This is a genomic window from Frankia sp. AgKG'84/4, assembly GCF_023242965.2.
GTDB lineage: Bacteria > Actinomycetota > Actinomycetes > Frankiales > Frankiaceae > Frankia.
This window is the reverse complement of the sequence record NZ_JALKFU020000007.1, coordinates 21,841-35,431: the sequence shown is the minus strand read 5'-3', so window position 1 is coordinate 35,431 and position 13,591 is coordinate 21,841. Positions and strand designations below refer to the sequence as shown.

The window sequence follows — 13,591 nt, the reverse complement described above, 5'->3', positions numbered from 1 at the left end:
GGGGGGCGGGGGGCCCCCCCGGCCACCGACCCGGGCGGGGGGGGGGGCGCGGGGGGGGAGCCGCCGCGCCCGGCGCGGGCCTGCTCGCGGCGTGTGGCAGCGGCTCGGACAGCAGCGGCGGCCAGTACGCCGCCGGCGCGACGCCGACCGGCAAGGCCAGCCCGTACACCGGGGATCTGCGGGTCGTCGCGCTGGCCGTGGCCCTGGAGAACCTCGCCGTCGCCGCGTACACGATGGCCCTGGCGAAGGCGAAGGCCGGCGACTACGGCACGGTTCCCGCCGCCGTCGGGGAGTTCGCGACGGTCGCCCGCTCGCAGCACACCGATCACGCGAAGGCGTGGAACGGGGTACTGTCCGGCGCCAGGCTGCCGACGATCACCGGCACGCCGCTGACGATCGCCGCGAGCGAGGTCGCGAAGCTGAAGGCGACGAAGTCCGTCCCCGAACTCGCCGCGTTCGCCCTCAACCTGGAGAACGCCGCCGCGCACACCTACCTGTTCGCCATGACCAACGTGACGGGCGCCGGCGGCATCACGACCGCCGCGACGATCGCCCCGGTCGAGGCGATGCACGCGGCGATCCTGAGCTTCATCATCGGCGACTACCCCGTGCCCGACTCCTTCATCGATACCAGCAACGCCGTCGGCCCGGCCGCCCTGACCGTCTGAATCGTCTGAATCGTCTGAGAGGACGGCGGCCGCCGCCACTCCGCTTCGCGCCGGGACCCCCCTCGGCGCGAAGCGGCTATCCGTCCCTGACCCCGATGCTGCTGATCCTGGCCCGGGGGTCCGCCCACGGCCGGCCACCCCGTTCCTCGAACCGCTGCGCGAGGCTGTAGCCGACGAGAACCAGCAGGTTCAGCAGGAACAGCCAGAAGCCGACCGCGACGGCGGCGCCGATGGCGCGCTCGCCGCCGAACGGCAGGCCAAGGTCCAGGTGGAACGACAGGAACAGCACGAAGCCCTGCACGAAGCCGGCGATGAACGACCCGGTCGCGGCCGCCGCCCACAGCGTCGCCGCCCAGCCCGCTCGCGCAGGCCCCACCACCCGGTACACGTGCGTGAGCGTCGCGGTGAGCACCAGCCAGTCGACGGCGAACGCGACGAGCACCCCAAGCGCCGCCGAGACGCCGCGCTCGTCGAACAGCCGCGCGAGCATCGGCGTCACGAGCAGCACCGGCAGCAGCAGCACCGGCGCCGCGGCGAGCAGCGGCAGGACGCCGAGGCGCCCGCGCCACCCGACCAGGGTCTCCTCACTCGCCGCCAGCCGCACGAACGCCCGGCGCAGCCCCTCCCCGTAGAACGTGGCGGGCACCGCTGCCGCGATCACGACCACGGGTGACATCGTCAGCGCCGCGTCGAACGCCGAGATCACCACCCCCGGGGCGCCGAGCCCCGCCGGCAGCGCGTCGGCCAGGGAACGCCCGAACTGCGCCGTCCGGGCCCGCCCCAGCAACACGCCGAGCAGCCGCACCGCGACCAGCACCCCGGGAACGATCGAGATCGCCGCGTAGTAGGTGACACCGGCCGCGAGCAGCGCCAGGTCCTGACCGCGCAGCGCACCGGCCACAGCCCGTCCCAACGGCACCAGCCAGCGCAGCGTCACCCCCGCCTGCTACCCCCAGATCCGGGCACCGACCGTCTGATGCCTCCCGCGTGCGCGGCCGCTGGACGAAACCCTGCCTGGGAAGCCTGTTCACGGTCGACACGTATGCGAAGTGGCGGCGAGGTGCGCCACGGTGACCGTCGCCGCCGACCAGATGTTGATGTGGCGGACGCTGGTCCGCGCTGGCCGTGGGCACGACAGTAGCGCCCCATCAGGGGTTTCGCCGTCTCGCGAGCCGGGCAACGCCGGCCCCTGCCGTCAAGATTCTTGGTGGCCGCGCGCATCAATTCCGGCAGCTGCCGTCGAATGTCCCGGAATGGCTTCCCGTCGGCGCGCGCTCAGCTCGGCGTGCAGGAGATCGTGGCCTTTCGTAGCTCGTAGCTCATCAGCCCGGCGCACCAGGTCATGTCCGGGGCCCGCACGAGGCGCACATGGGGCAGGCGCAGCAGCCGGTCGAGGAACACCCGGCTCTCACTGATCGCGACCTGGGAACCGGGGCAGTGATGACTGCCGTCGCCGAAGCTCAGGTAGGCGCCGACGCCACGCACCCGGCTGGCCCGGTCCGGATCGAGGGCCAGCGGGCAGGCGCCGACCGTGGCCGGGTCGACGTTGGCGGTCCGGATGTCGATCGCGAGCAGTTCGTCCGCGGCCACGGTGCCCGAGCCGAGATCGGCGTTCTCGGTGGACCGCCGGTGCAGCATGGCGGCGACCGGCTCGAGGCGGAGGATCTCCTCCAGGATCGTGGTCTGCCCGGCCTCGTCGGCGGCGGAGAAACGGGCGCGCAGCGTGTCGTCGCCCAGCAGGTGCCAGGCGGCCATCACGATGAACTCCCGGGTGGTGACCATCCCGGCGACCGCGTAGGTCATGGACTCGGCGAGGATCGCCTTGCTCGGATAGCCCTCCTCGACCATGTGCGAGATGACGTCCTCGCGGGGCTCCTTGCGGCGGGCCTTGATCGCGGGACGGACGTCCCGGACGAAGAAGTGCAGCGCGTGTGCCACGGTCAGCAGTTGCGCGCCGAACCGGAGGGCGGGCCGCATCCCGGTCAGGCGGGTGCCGAGCAGCGTCCGCTGGATGCGCTTGGCCAGTCCGGCCCGGGTGCTGTTCGTCAGACCGATGACCTCCGCCGCCACCGCGACCGCGAGCAGGTAGCTCAGTTCGTCGAGCTGCGCGGTGCCCCGCGCCTGGAACTCGGCGAGCAGCTCGTCGGAGGTCCGTTCCATCACCACCTGGTAGCGGGTGCTGACGGCCCTGGGGGTGAAGAACCGGGCGATCGTCGTCCGGCGCCGCTTGTGCTCGTCGCCGTCGAGGAAGAACACCGAGCCGAACTGGTCGCCGCCCGGGTCCGCATGATCGGCGTGCACGCCGGCCTGGAGCATCGTCCTGCTGCGCAGGATCGCCCGGGCGAAGCCGAACTCGCCCACGACCCGCGCGCCCGGTGCGGGCACCCGCCTCTCGGCCAGGACCGCGGACTTGCGGTCGTCACGGGTCGGGTCGATCGGGCAGACGCCCGCTTCGGTACTGGTCATCATCGCTCCCGGTGCGCAGGTTGTGACGGTCGACGGCGTCGTGCGCGCGGCGGACCAGGGCCGGCGGGCATTCCTTGGCGAGTACGTCGCGCACCGTGTCCCGCAGCAGTCGCTGATCGGAATCGAACTCGAAGAGCATTCCGACCTCCAGAAGCAGAGCCGGATGTCCTTGGTCGTCTGGCGGGGGACGAGGGCGCGGCCGGGCGGCGGGGCTCAGGCCACGACGCCGCGGATCTTGAGGTCGATGACGGCGTCCTCGCCGAGGCCGAGATCGGCCAGGATCTCGTCGCCGTGCTCGTTGAAGCCGGGCGCGCGCCGCGGCACCGCCGGTACCCCGTCGTACTGGACGGGCGCCGCCACGAGCCGGAAGGGGGCGCCGGCAGCGGTCTGGCAGTCCTGGATGTAGCCGTTGGCCAGTGTCTGCGGATCGACGGCCGTCTCCAGGGTGTCCTGGACGACCGTCCACTGGCCGACGAATCCCACCAGCCGCTCCCGCCACTGCGCCAGCGTCCGCTCGGCGAACGCCTCCCGGAGCAGCTCCATCACCTCGGAGGTGCGGGCAAGCAGCGACACGTGGTCGGCGTAACGCGGGTCGGTGGCCAGTTCCGGGCGGCCGATGACGTCGCACATCGGCGCCCAGTACCGGCCGGCCTGCAGGCAGCCGAAGGCGAGCCAGCGGCCGTCCTTCGTGCGGTAGTTGGCGTACAGCGGATTGGCGCGCTCCTCTTTCGGCGGCGGCGTCCACGGGACGTCGTGCAGCAGGGACAGGCCGTAGGCGGCGCCCATCGACCAGATCCCGGTGCCGAGCAGCGAGACGTCGACGGTGGTCGCCTCGCCGGTCTGCGCCCGGTGGAACAGGGCGCCCATGATCCCACCGGCGATGGTCATCGCGCCGATCGAGTCGCCGAAGGCGGGGCGGCCGAGTTCAGGTCGAGGGCGAGGCTGCGCTTGCCGCGGTTGGAGTGCTCCAGCAGCGGGTGGACGCCCTCGGTGACCGGCGTGAGGCCGGAGGAGGCCAGGCCGCGCATGGCGTCGCCCCGCTCGACGTGCTCGATCTTTATGACGTCGGCACCCCAGTCGGCCAGCAGCGCGGACGCGGCGGGCACAAAGGTGTGCTCGGCGACTTCCAGCACCCGGACACCCCGCATGACGTCCGTCATTGGCGATCCTCCGAACCTCGGAGTTGATGTGACATTAGAATACTGACATCGACGTCAATAATAATCCAGTTCGGGCGGCGTGCGCCGCGGGTGTTCGCTCGCCGCAGGCCCCGGTGCGTCTCGTCGCGGCGGGGGTCCATGGGGTCGGAGAGGTAAGCTGACCATGCTGTTCTTGTGCTGTTGGGACCTCGGTTGAAGGGGAGGGCGGTGAAGGTGAGCACGGTGCCGGCGGCCGAGTCGGTGGAGGGCCAGCGGCCCAGCAGGCCGCGCTCGCGCAAGGGATCGCAGTCACGCGCCCGCCTGGTGGCCGCCGCGAAATCCGTCTTCGAGGACGACGGGTTTCTCGAGGCGCGGATCTCGGACATCTCCGAGCGTGCCGGCCTCTCGCACGGGTCGTTCTACCACTACTTCGATTCCAAGGAAGAGATCTTTCGCGAGGTCGCGATGGAGCTGGCGGACCTGCTCAGCTCCCCGCTGAGCACCGTCATCTTCGATCCGGCGAACACCGATCCGCCGGCCGAGCGGATCCGGGAAGGCATCCGTCGCTACCTCGCCGCCTACCGGCGGGAGGCCCGGATCATGGGCGTCATCGAACAGGTGTCGCGCTACGACGACCACCTGAACGTGGTACGCGCGGAGCGCGTCCGCGCCGACGCCGCGCTGGTCGCCGAATCGATCCGTGGCCTGCAGCGCCACAGCTTGGCCGACCCGGACCTGGACGCCGACATCGCGGCGGCCGGTCTCGGCGCGATGACGTCGCGTTTCGCGGAGCAGTGGCTGGTCCAGCACTGGCCCAAGTGCGGCCCCGAGCGGGGCGCGGACCAGCTGGCCCGGTTGTTCGTGAACGCGCTCGGGTTGCGCGACGCCCCGGCCGGCACGCCGACCGGGGCCTGATTCGACGCCGCGCCGCCGCTACGCCCCAGCCTTGGGCCGCGGGGTGACGACCAGCGACGGGATGCCGGTGAGGTGATGCCCGTCGAGCGCGGCGTGTACGACGCGGACCAGTTCGTCGGCCTCGAGCAGCGTCCCGGACAGGTAGCCCCGGGATTCCCAGATCGGGTAGACGGCGCCGGCCAGCTCCGGGTCCCAGCCGTTGGCGAACTGGGTCATGGAGTCGCCGTCCCCGCCGGCGCAGTCGCCGACGGTGACGCGGGTGAAACCGACCGTCGGGTGCTCGACCCGCCACGCCTCCACCAGCTTGTCCAGGGCGGCCTTGCTCACCGCGTACACGCCGAGCCCGGGCCACGGCGCGGTGAGCGAGGCGCTCACCGAGGACAGATAGGCGGCGCCGCCCGCGGAGGCCTCCAGATACGGCAGCGCTGCCTTTGTGATCAACGCTGCGCCGGTGACGTTGGTGTCGAAGGCATGGCGCCAGAGGTCGGGGCCGGCGTCGGCAAGCTTGACCAGCGGGCCGACGCCGGTGGCGTAGATCAGGGCGTCGATGCCGCCCAGCCCCGCCGCCGCCTCGTCGATCGCGGCGGTGCAGGATGCCTCGTCCGTGACGTCGCAGGTGATGGCGAGCGTGCCCGGGCCGGCCTCCTTCGCGGCCTCCACCAGGTTGGCGTGCCGCCGGGCCAACAGGGCGGTGTGGGCGCCGCGTTTCGTCAGGCCCACCCCGAGACAGCGGCCCAGCCCACTGGACGCGCCGACGACTACTAACCGCATTACAGACCTGCCTTCTCGTGATCCAGGGGTGCCTGGCCAGTCGGGCCGACCCCGGCGAGGCCGGCCCCCATGAGACCGCCGGCGGCGAGGATGCCGCGGGCGTCGGAACTGGAGCCGGTCCAGGAGACCGAGCCGTGGTCGAGCACGGCGACCCGGTCGCACAGCTCCAGGGCATGTCCGACCAGCTGCTCGACGACGAGCAGCGCGGTGCCCGCCGCACGCAGCCGGCTCAGGTCGTCGTAGAGCTCCGCGACGATCTTCGGGGCGAGGCCGAGGGAGAGCTCGTCGGCGATCAGCACCGCCGGGACCTCGACCATCACCCGGGCCATCGAGAGCATCCGCTGCTCGCCGCCGGAGAGGTTGCCGGCCCGCTGGTGACGCCGCCTGGCCAGCGCTGGAAAGCTCTCGTAGGCCTGATCGAGCCCGCCGCGCACCCCGGCCCGCCCGCGCACCCGCCGGAACGACAGCGTCAGGTTCTCCTCGACGGACAGGGTGGCGAACACCGACCGACCCTCGACCGCGTGGGCCACGCCCGCCTGGGCGAAGCGGTAGGGCCGCGCGCCGGTCATCGCCACCCCGCCGACCGACACCGCCCCCGCGGTCGGCCGCACCAGCCCGCTGGCCACCCGGGCGACGGTGGTCTTGCCGGCGCCGTTGGACCCCACCAGCGCCACCGCCTCGCCCGGCGCTACGGAGAGCGACACTCCGAACAGTGCTCGGAACGGGCCGTAACCGGCGTGGACATCGTCGAACTCGAGGGCGGACGTCACCGGGCTTCCTCCTCGGTCGTGGTGGCGGTCCCGGTCCCGGTCGTGGTGGCGGTCCCGGTCGTGGTGGCGGTCCCGGTCGTGGTGGCGGTCCTGGTCGTGGTGGCGGTCCTGGCCGTGGCCGACTCGGGCGGTGCGTAGGTGCCCAGGTAGGCGGCGCGGACGGCGTCGCTTGCCATGACCTCGCCGGTCGGGCCCTCGGCGATGAGCCGGCCGAAGTCCAGGACATAGGAGCGGGTGGTGAAGCTGGTCACCAGCTCGACGTCGTGCTCGACGAGCAGGATGGCGAAGCCCTGCTCGCGCTGGACCTCGCGCAGCGTCGTGGCCAGGGCCATCGTCTCGGCCCGGTCGAGACCGGAGGACGGCTCATCCAGCAACAGCATCGCCGGCCTGGTCATGAGCGCCCGGCCGACCTCGACCAGCCGGCCCTGGCCCAGGCTCAGGCGCTCGACGGGCGCGTCGGCGAGTTCGACCAGGCCGAGCAGCTCGAGGACCTCGTCGCACCGTCTGGTCTCCTCGGCCGTCGGGCGGCCGAGGCCGAGGAGATCCTTCCAGAGTCGGCCGGTGCCCCGCCGGACCCGTTCGGCGATCAGGAGGTGGTCGCGCACGGAGGTTTCCGGGAACAGCTCGATGCGCTGGAACGTGCGTCCCACGCCGAGCCGGGCGCGGCGGTGCGCGCGCAGCCGGCTGACGTCGCGGCCGGCGACCTCCACCGTGCCGCCGTCGGCGGCGAGGACGCCGAGCAGGCAGTTGAACAACGTCGTCTTGCCGGCACCGTTCGGTCCGATCAGACCGACCCGCTCACCCTCGCCGATCCGCAGCGAGACGTCGTCCAGCGCGACGATGCCGGCGAAGCGCTTCGTGATGCCGGCGGCCCGCAGAACGTCCTTCACGACCGGTTCCCCCTCATCGCCGGCCGCTGGTCGCTGGCCGCCGCGTCGCCGGCCGCCGCGCTGTCCGTGTTCGGACTGCGCCGCCCACGCGGCCGGTCGGGTCGCGCCGGCCGGCTCCGGCCGGACAGGCCGTACTCGACGAGGCCTTCCGGATGCCGGGCGAACTGGATCGCCGCCAGGCCGAACAAGATGAACAGCCACTTCCCGTCGATCGGGAACAGCGACGGGAGCGGATGGCGCTCGCGGGTGAGCCAGCCGACGACGGCGCCGTCCAGCACGAGCGGCTCGAACAGCGCGAAGGCGGCGGCGGCGATCAGCGCGCCGGGAACGCTGCGCGAACCGAGCGCGACGACCAGGACGGTCCAGAACAGGGCGGCGAACGGGGTGAAGTTGGCTCCGTAGTTCACGTCCCGCTGGGAGATCGCCAGCAGCCCGCCGCCGAGTCCGGCGATGAACGCGGAGACGGCGAAGGCGGTCAGCCGCGTCCGCGCGGCGGAGATGCCGATCGACTGCGCGCCGACCTCGCTGCCGCGAAGGGCGATCAGCGACCGGCCGAAGGTGCCGGAGCGCAACGCGACGACGGCTGCCGCCACCACCGCCAGGACGACGGCCGCGAAGACCAGGAAGGCCTTCTCGTGGGACAGGTCCCACGGCCCCAGGGTGGGACGCGGCACCGCGGTGCCGCGCAGGAGCGACGCGGCCCCGCCGCCCACCCACGACAGCTTGATCATCACCGCGTCGAAGAAGTACGCGAACGCCAACGTCGCGATCGCCGTCCAGATGCCGCCCAGCCGGCGCACCGGCAGGGACAGGATCGCGCCCACGGCCGCCGCGACCAGGCCGCCGAGGAGCATCGCGACGAGGACCGACATGTCGTAACGCACCGCCAGCTGATACACGGTGCAGGCGCCGATGGCGGCGAACGCGCCCTGGCAGAGCGAGATCTGGCCGCCCGTCCCGGTGATGACGGTGACCGAGAGAAAGATGATCGCTATCACCACGGCCTGCGTGACCTGGTAGACCCACAGCTGGTCGCCCCGGGTCAGGACGACGACGCCCCCGCCGATGACGACGACGGCGCCCAGCAGCCGCATGGCCAGGGCCCGCCGTGGGTCCGGTCGTCCGGCGCGGGCCGTCGGTGGGGGCTCCACGCCGGCGAGCGGATCGCCCGCGCCCTGCACCCGGCGGATGCCGGGGACGAGCGCCAGCACCGCGAACAGGACGAGGAACGGGACCGACGGCGTCAGGTTGTCCTGCACGGTCCGCACCCACGCCGAGTCCGTCCCCCACCGGGGCAGGAAGGTGTTCAGCTCGGCGATGACGATGCCCAGACCCAGACCGCCGGCGAGCGCGAGCGGCAGACTGGCCAGGCTGCCGACCGCGGCGGCCGCGATGGCCACCACCATCAGGCTGAAGAAGTCGGACGAGCCCAGGGTGTTGAACCGGGGCGCGATCAACACCCCGGCCACCCCGGCGAACAGCGACGACAGCGCCCAGGAGAACGCGGCGACCCGGCTGGCCGCGATGCCGTTCAGCTCGGTCATCCGGGCGCTCTCCACCACCGCGCGCATCCGCAGCCCGATGGGGGAGAAGCGGAACACCGCGCCCAGCCCGATCACCGCGACCAGCGCGACACCCATGTCGACGAGTTCGTTGCGGCTGAACCGGTAGAGCCCGAACACCGAGTAGAACACGTCCGCGCCGCCGGGAACGACGCCGACCGGGGTCACCCCGGAGGCCGGCTTGAAGCTGGCGATGATGTCGAACAGGTTCGGCAGGGCGACCGCCAGTCCGATCGCCACCACCAGCTTCGACACGGCGGACGCGGAACGCAGGTGCTTGAAGATCAGTACTTCCAGCGTCAGCCCGACCAGCGGCGCGAGCACGACCACCGAGAGCAGCACGGCCCAGACCGTCGGCCAGCCCCAGATCAGCCGGGCCTTGAAGTACATCGCCGCCGAGACGTAGGCCTGCGCGCCGAACGCCAGGTTGAACACGCCGGACGTCTGGTAGGTCAGCACGAATCCCAGCGCGACCAGCGCGTAGACGGCACCGGGCGGCGCGCCCTGCAGTACGGCCCGGAGGAAGTCGGCTCCGACGGAGGAGGAATCGGTCGCCATCAGCGCGGCCACCCCTGCCGGTTCAGCTGAAGTCCATGGACTGAGGTTCGGACCAGGTCGTCGTCGAGCCGGGCCAGCAGAAGAACGGTTTCGCCGCGGGCCCGACCGTCTCGAACCGGCCCTTCACGATTTTGACCAGCGAGATGCAGTCGTTCTTGTAGCCGTGGGTCGCCGGGTCCTGCTGGGTGGGTTCCTCGTGCTGGCGGCTCCAGTCGATCGGCGCGACGAGCCCGCCGCCGGTGAAGGCCGTCATCTTGTTCGTCGCGGCGATCACGCTGGCCCGCGTGAACGAGGCGCCGGCGGCCTTGATGCCCTGATAGGCCAGGTCGGCGCTGATCCAGCCGTTCATCGACAGCTCGGTGAGGGGCGCCTTGGCCCGGCCCATCCAGTCCTTGTAGACGCCGAGCTGGCTGGATCCCGCGGCCGCCTCGAACGGCCGGAAGTTCACCGCGACGTAGTCGCCGTCGAACAGGGAACCCGCCTTGCTGACGAAGTCCTGGTCGTAGGTGTTCTGATGCAGCATCGGGACGGCGCCCATGCCCTGGCGCTGGAGCTCCTGGGCCAGGGTCTTCATGCCGTTGAGGTCGAGGCAGCCGATGATCATGTTGGTGCCGGCCTTCTTCATGGCGGACACCTCCGGGCCGATGCCGTTCGGCAGGCCGAAGGCCAGCGAGTCGTTGGTGTAGACGACCTGCTGCCCGGAATCGGCGCCGTAGAGCCGCACGGACGCCGCGGCGCTGGACGCGCACAGCTTGGAGTTGTCGGTCGCGCCGTAGCCCAGGGTCGCGATGCGTGTCCCGCCGGCCTGTTTCGCGGCGAGGACGTTCTGCCGCCGGGTGCAGCCGAGGCAGGGCGCGGCGGCGGAGCCATAGACGGCGTCGTTGCCGTTCATGCTGGCCGGGTTGATCGGCCAGACGTAGAGGGGCATGCCGGCCTTGGTGATCGTCGACCAGCCGTCGGCGAGCTGGGCGGCGCTGAACGCTCCGAAGGTGCTGTTGGCGGTCGTGATCCGCAGTGCCGCCTGCTGGTCCTTCAGCAGCGCGTCATCCTCGACCTGGGAGACAGCCAGCGTGCGTCCGAAGATTCCGCCCTGGCTGTTCCGATACGCGAAGTAGGCGTTTATCCCCTGCACGAAACAGTCCAGTACGCAGGTCCCCAGGGGATTGTTCGAGCGGGTACCGAAAGCCGCGAAACGAATCTGCTTCTCGGTCACCCCCGGCGCCCCGTTCGCCGGTGCCGGCCCGGCCGGCTGATCCGTGCCGCCTGTCGAGGATGCGTTGGAACAGGCGGCCAGCGCGAGTGTGGTGGTCAGCAGAGCTGATACCGCGATCAGTAACCAGGGACGTGGACGGCGTGATCCACGAGAGCCGCGAAGCTCCATAGGTGCAGTTCCTTCGCTTGTCGCGTCAGGGACTTGTTCCGTGTTGAACCGGTCCCGTGACAGCTCAGGCGGCCGTGGGCCGGCCGACGCGCCGGTACCGGACTGTCACCGCCCGTAGTGAGAGTCCCGGGCGGTGCGGCAGTCAGAGAGTTCAAAATCACAGCATTTCGACGTCGAAGTCAGTTTTTACCATGGGCTCCGGCGGCTGGCCATCTGCTAATAGCCCGTTGGGGCTATTAGCTGCGGGTGACCATCCCGACCCGCGGAACCTGGCCCGCGACCCGTGGGGGAACGCACCGCCGGGCCGCCGGGGGAGCGGGCGGCGGCCCGGCGGCTGACGAGGAGTTCAGATCAGGGCGGGCACGGACAGTAGGCGGCCGAGATTGCCGCCCATGATGTTCTGGAGGTCGGCCGCCGGGAGGCCGGGCGGCAGGTGGTCGACGAAACTGCACGGCTCGGCCAGGCCCTCGGGATGCGGATAGTCCGAGCCGAACAGGACGTGGTCGGCGCCGATCAGCTCGATGAGCGCGCCGATGTCGTCCTCGTGGAACGGGCTGAGGTAAACCTGACGCTTCAGCGTGGTGACCGGGTCCTCGTCGAAGGACTGCGGCATCTTCTGGTAAGCGTCCGTCAGCCGGTGCAGCAGGCCGGGCAGCCAGTCGCTGCCGGCCTCCACGATCGCGACCCTCAGCGCCGGGAAGCGGGAAAACACGTTCCCGCAGGTGAAGGCGGCGAGCGAGTCCTCGACCGGGCGATGTCCGAGGGTGACGGACAGGAAGGGATCCGGTCGGAAGGGGAGCATCTCCTGCGCGCCGGTCCAGTCGCTCTGGTAGCGGCTGTACCCGCTGTCAGAGGAGTGCATCGCGACGAGGATGCCCGTGTCCACGGCCGCCTGCCAGAACGGGTCGCACTCGGGTGCCGCGAACGAGCGCGAACCCCGAAACCCCGGCACCGGCGCCGGGCGGACCAGGACGACCTTGGCTCCCCGCTCCGCCGCCCACTCCAGTTCCGCTATCGCCTTCTCGACGATCGGCAGAGTGATGACCGGGGTGGTGAAAATTCGGCTCTCGTAGTCGAAGGACCAGGTTTCGTGCAGCCATTCGTTGAGGGCGTGGACGACGACGTGCGTCAGTTCCGGGTCATGCCGCATGCGCTCCTCGAGCAGGCTCGCGAGCGTCGGGAACATCAGTGCGCGGTCGACGCCGAGCTCATCCATGAGGGCCAGCCGCGGGCCGGGCTCACGGAACGCCGGAATGCCGCGCATCGGCTTTCCGATGAGCTCGCGGAAGGACTTGCCGTCCGGGTTTCCGACCCGGAAGTACTCCTCCTGCGCTCCGGGGTGGGCGACGACGTCGAAGGTCGGGTTGGGGATGTAGTCGCTGATCACCCCTCCGATGGCAATTTTGGTCCGGCCGCGTACCTCGACGTACTCGACGGTTCCCGCGTACTTCTCCGGCAGGTGACGAGTGAAAGCATCCCGGGTCTCGTACAGGTGGTTGTCCGCGTCGAAGACCGGGAACTCGAGTTTCGATCCCATGCCTGGCAGCGTAGAAAGTTTTGACTCTGAGGTTAATATTATCTTTCTGTCGGCCCGAACGACGTGTCCGCCCAGTCGAGCAGACGCGGCGCGAGCAGGGGCCAGCGCGCGAACAGGCCCTCCACCGGCGCCGGCGGCGTGCTGCGGTCGTTCCACTCCGTGTCACTCCACGGCGGTTCCACCAAAGTGCCGCCCGGCAGCAGCCCGGCCACGCGCTCGGAGGTTTCGCGCCGGTGGTGCGCGTCGCTGGCGCCGCTGCGAAAGACGAGCGCGGGAACGTCGATCCTCGTTGCCTCGGCGTCGGACAGCCCGGGGACCGGCTGGTCCGGCCGGGGGCAGTAGGCGGCCATCCACCGCTCCATCGTGGCCAGGAACTCGTCCCGGTCCAGCCCGGCGATCCGCGCCCGGTTGGCCGGGTTGCGCCGGCCGACCTCCGCCCATTCGGGCAGGTCCGCGACCGCCGCCATCCCGCGATGCCACGCCGCCTCGAACGAGCCGGCGGCATAGTGCACGCCGATGGACATCAGACCGAACGTGCCGCCGCTGATCCACCACAGCGCCAGCCCCGCGGCGACCCGCGGATGGCGGGCGGCGGTCAGCAGCGACACCCGCGACCCGCCCGACCCGCCGATGATCACTGCCGGCGCCAGATCGAGCCCCGTGAGCAGCCCGGCCAGGACATCGGCCTGCATATCCGACTCGGTTTCCCCGGTGAAACAGACGTCCGAGGCGCCGGTGTTCGGCCGGTCCCAGAGCAGCACCCGGTTGCCCCGCGCGGCCAGCGCCTGGGCGAGCTCCCGCACGCCCGGAGTGTCCTTGCTGAACCGGCCACCTGGCGTGATCACCCAGGGCCGGCCCTCACCCTCGCCCACGATCTCGTACGACACGGACAGGTCACCGACTATCGCGACGCTCATGCGCTGATGTTAATCTT

12 protein-coding genes and 1 pseudogene are annotated in these 13,591 nt (G+C 71.1%); 2 read left to right on the top strand and 11 right to left on the bottom strand.

All coding sequences use genetic code 11. The features are described from left to right. Positions 1-668, top strand: a 668-nt coding sequence (locus tag MXD58_RS01520) for a ferritin-like domain-containing protein (protein ID WP_250608991.1), incomplete at its 5' end; no start/stop codon positions are given. Between the two features lie 76 nt (positions 669-744). On the opposite strand, the gene MXD58_RS01515 is transcribed toward MXD58_RS01520, so the two are convergent. From MXD58_RS01515 to MXD58_RS01500, 4 genes and pseudogenes are all read right to left on the bottom strand, one after another. Further along, the gene (locus MXD58_RS01515; RefSeq protein WP_248841058.1) at positions 745-1,605 is read right to left on the bottom strand and encodes a YhjD/YihY/BrkB family envelope integrity protein; all 861 of its coding nucleotides are present in this window, start codon (positions 1,603-1,605) and stop codon (positions 745-747) included. A 338-nt stretch (positions 1,606-1,943) separates the two neighbouring features. After that, a complete protein-coding gene (locus tag MXD58_RS01510; RefSeq protein ID WP_248841059.1) occupies positions 1,944-3,134 on the bottom strand; it encodes a cytochrome P450 in 1,191 nt (396 codons plus the stop codon). After that, positions 3,088-3,273, bottom strand: coding sequence for an acyl-CoA dehydrogenase family protein (locus MXD58_RS31555; RefSeq protein ID WP_248841060.1), 186 nt, complete (start codon positions 3,271-3,273; stop codon positions 3,088-3,090). Before MXD58_RS31555 ends, MXD58_RS01510 begins: the two co-directional genes overlap by 47 nt. A gap of 74 nt (positions 3,274-3,347) precedes the next feature. Then, positions 3,348-4,294 (bottom strand): annotated as a pseudogene (locus MXD58_RS01500) (CoA transferase). A 207-nt stretch (positions 4,295-4,501) separates the two neighbouring features. Here MXD58_RS01500 and MXD58_RS01495 point away from each other — a divergent pair. After that, on the top strand, positions 4,502-5,188 hold the full coding sequence (locus MXD58_RS01495; RefSeq protein WP_250608990.1) for a TetR/AcrR family transcriptional regulator: 687 nt from the start codon (positions 4,502-4,504) through the stop codon (positions 5,186-5,188). Positions 5,189-5,206: 18 nt separating this feature from the next. On the opposite strand, the gene MXD58_RS01490 is transcribed toward MXD58_RS01495, so the two are convergent. From MXD58_RS01490 to MXD58_RS01460, 7 genes are all read right to left on the bottom strand, one after another. Further along, positions 5,207-5,959, bottom strand: a complete 753-nt coding sequence (locus tag MXD58_RS01490) for an SDR family oxidoreductase (RefSeq protein WP_248841062.1) — start codon at positions 5,957-5,959, stop codon at positions 5,207-5,209. Continuing rightward, entirely contained in the window at positions 5,959-6,729 is a 771-nt protein-coding gene (locus MXD58_RS01485; RefSeq protein ID WP_248841063.1) for an ABC transporter ATP-binding protein, read from the bottom strand. The genes MXD58_RS01490 and MXD58_RS01485 overlap by 1 nt, the downstream gene beginning before the upstream one ends. Continuing rightward, positions 6,726-7,619, bottom strand: a complete 894-nt coding sequence (locus MXD58_RS01480; RefSeq protein ID WP_248841064.1) for an ABC transporter ATP-binding protein — start codon at positions 7,617-7,619, stop codon at positions 6,726-6,728. Before MXD58_RS01480 ends, MXD58_RS01485 begins: the two co-directional genes overlap by 4 nt. Beyond that, positions 7,616-9,739, bottom strand: a complete 2,124-nt coding sequence (locus MXD58_RS01475) for an ABC transporter permease (protein WP_248841065.1) — start codon at positions 9,737-9,739, stop codon at positions 7,616-7,618. Before MXD58_RS01475 ends, MXD58_RS01480 begins: the two co-directional genes overlap by 4 nt. 22 nt (positions 9,740-9,761) lie before the next feature. Beyond that, positions 9,762-10,952, bottom strand: coding sequence for an ABC transporter substrate-binding protein (locus MXD58_RS01470; protein WP_248841066.1), 1,191 nt, complete (start codon positions 10,950-10,952; stop codon positions 9,762-9,764). 514 nt (positions 10,953-11,466) lie between these two features. Beyond that, positions 11,467-12,657, bottom strand: coding sequence for an amidohydrolase family protein (locus MXD58_RS01465; protein WP_248841067.1), 1,191 nt, complete (start codon positions 12,655-12,657; stop codon positions 11,467-11,469). Positions 12,658-12,695: 38 nt separating this feature from the next. Beyond that, entirely contained in the window at positions 12,696-13,574 is an 879-nt protein-coding gene (locus MXD58_RS01460) for an alpha/beta fold hydrolase (RefSeq protein ID WP_248841068.1), read from the bottom strand. Positions 13,575-13,591: the final 17 nt, after the last annotated feature.

Bases quoted from the DNA above. Each gene is read 5' to 3' on its own strand.
- MXD58_RS01510 (WP_248841059.1), bottom strand. From the start codon at position 3,134: ATGACCAGTACCGAAGCGGGCGTCTGCCCGATCGACCCGACCCGTGAC.
- MXD58_RS31555 (WP_248841060.1), bottom strand. From the start codon at position 3,273: ATGCTCTTCGAGTTCGATTCCGATCAGCGACTGCTGCGGGACACGGTG.
- MXD58_RS01490 (WP_248841062.1), bottom strand. From the start codon at position 5,959: ATGCGGTTAGTAGTCGTCGGCGCGTCCAGTGGGCTGGGCCGCTGTCTC.
- MXD58_RS01475 (WP_248841065.1), bottom strand. From the start codon at position 9,739: ATGGCGACCGATTCCTCCTCCGTCGGAGCCGACTTCCTCCGGGCCGTA.
- MXD58_RS01465 (WP_248841067.1), bottom strand. From the start codon at position 12,657: ATGGGATCGAAACTCGAGTTCCCGGTCTTCGACGCGGACAACCACCTG.
- MXD58_RS01460 (WP_248841068.1), bottom strand. From the start codon at position 13,574: ATGAGCGTCGCGATAGTCGGTGACCTGTCCGTGTCGTACGAGATCGTG.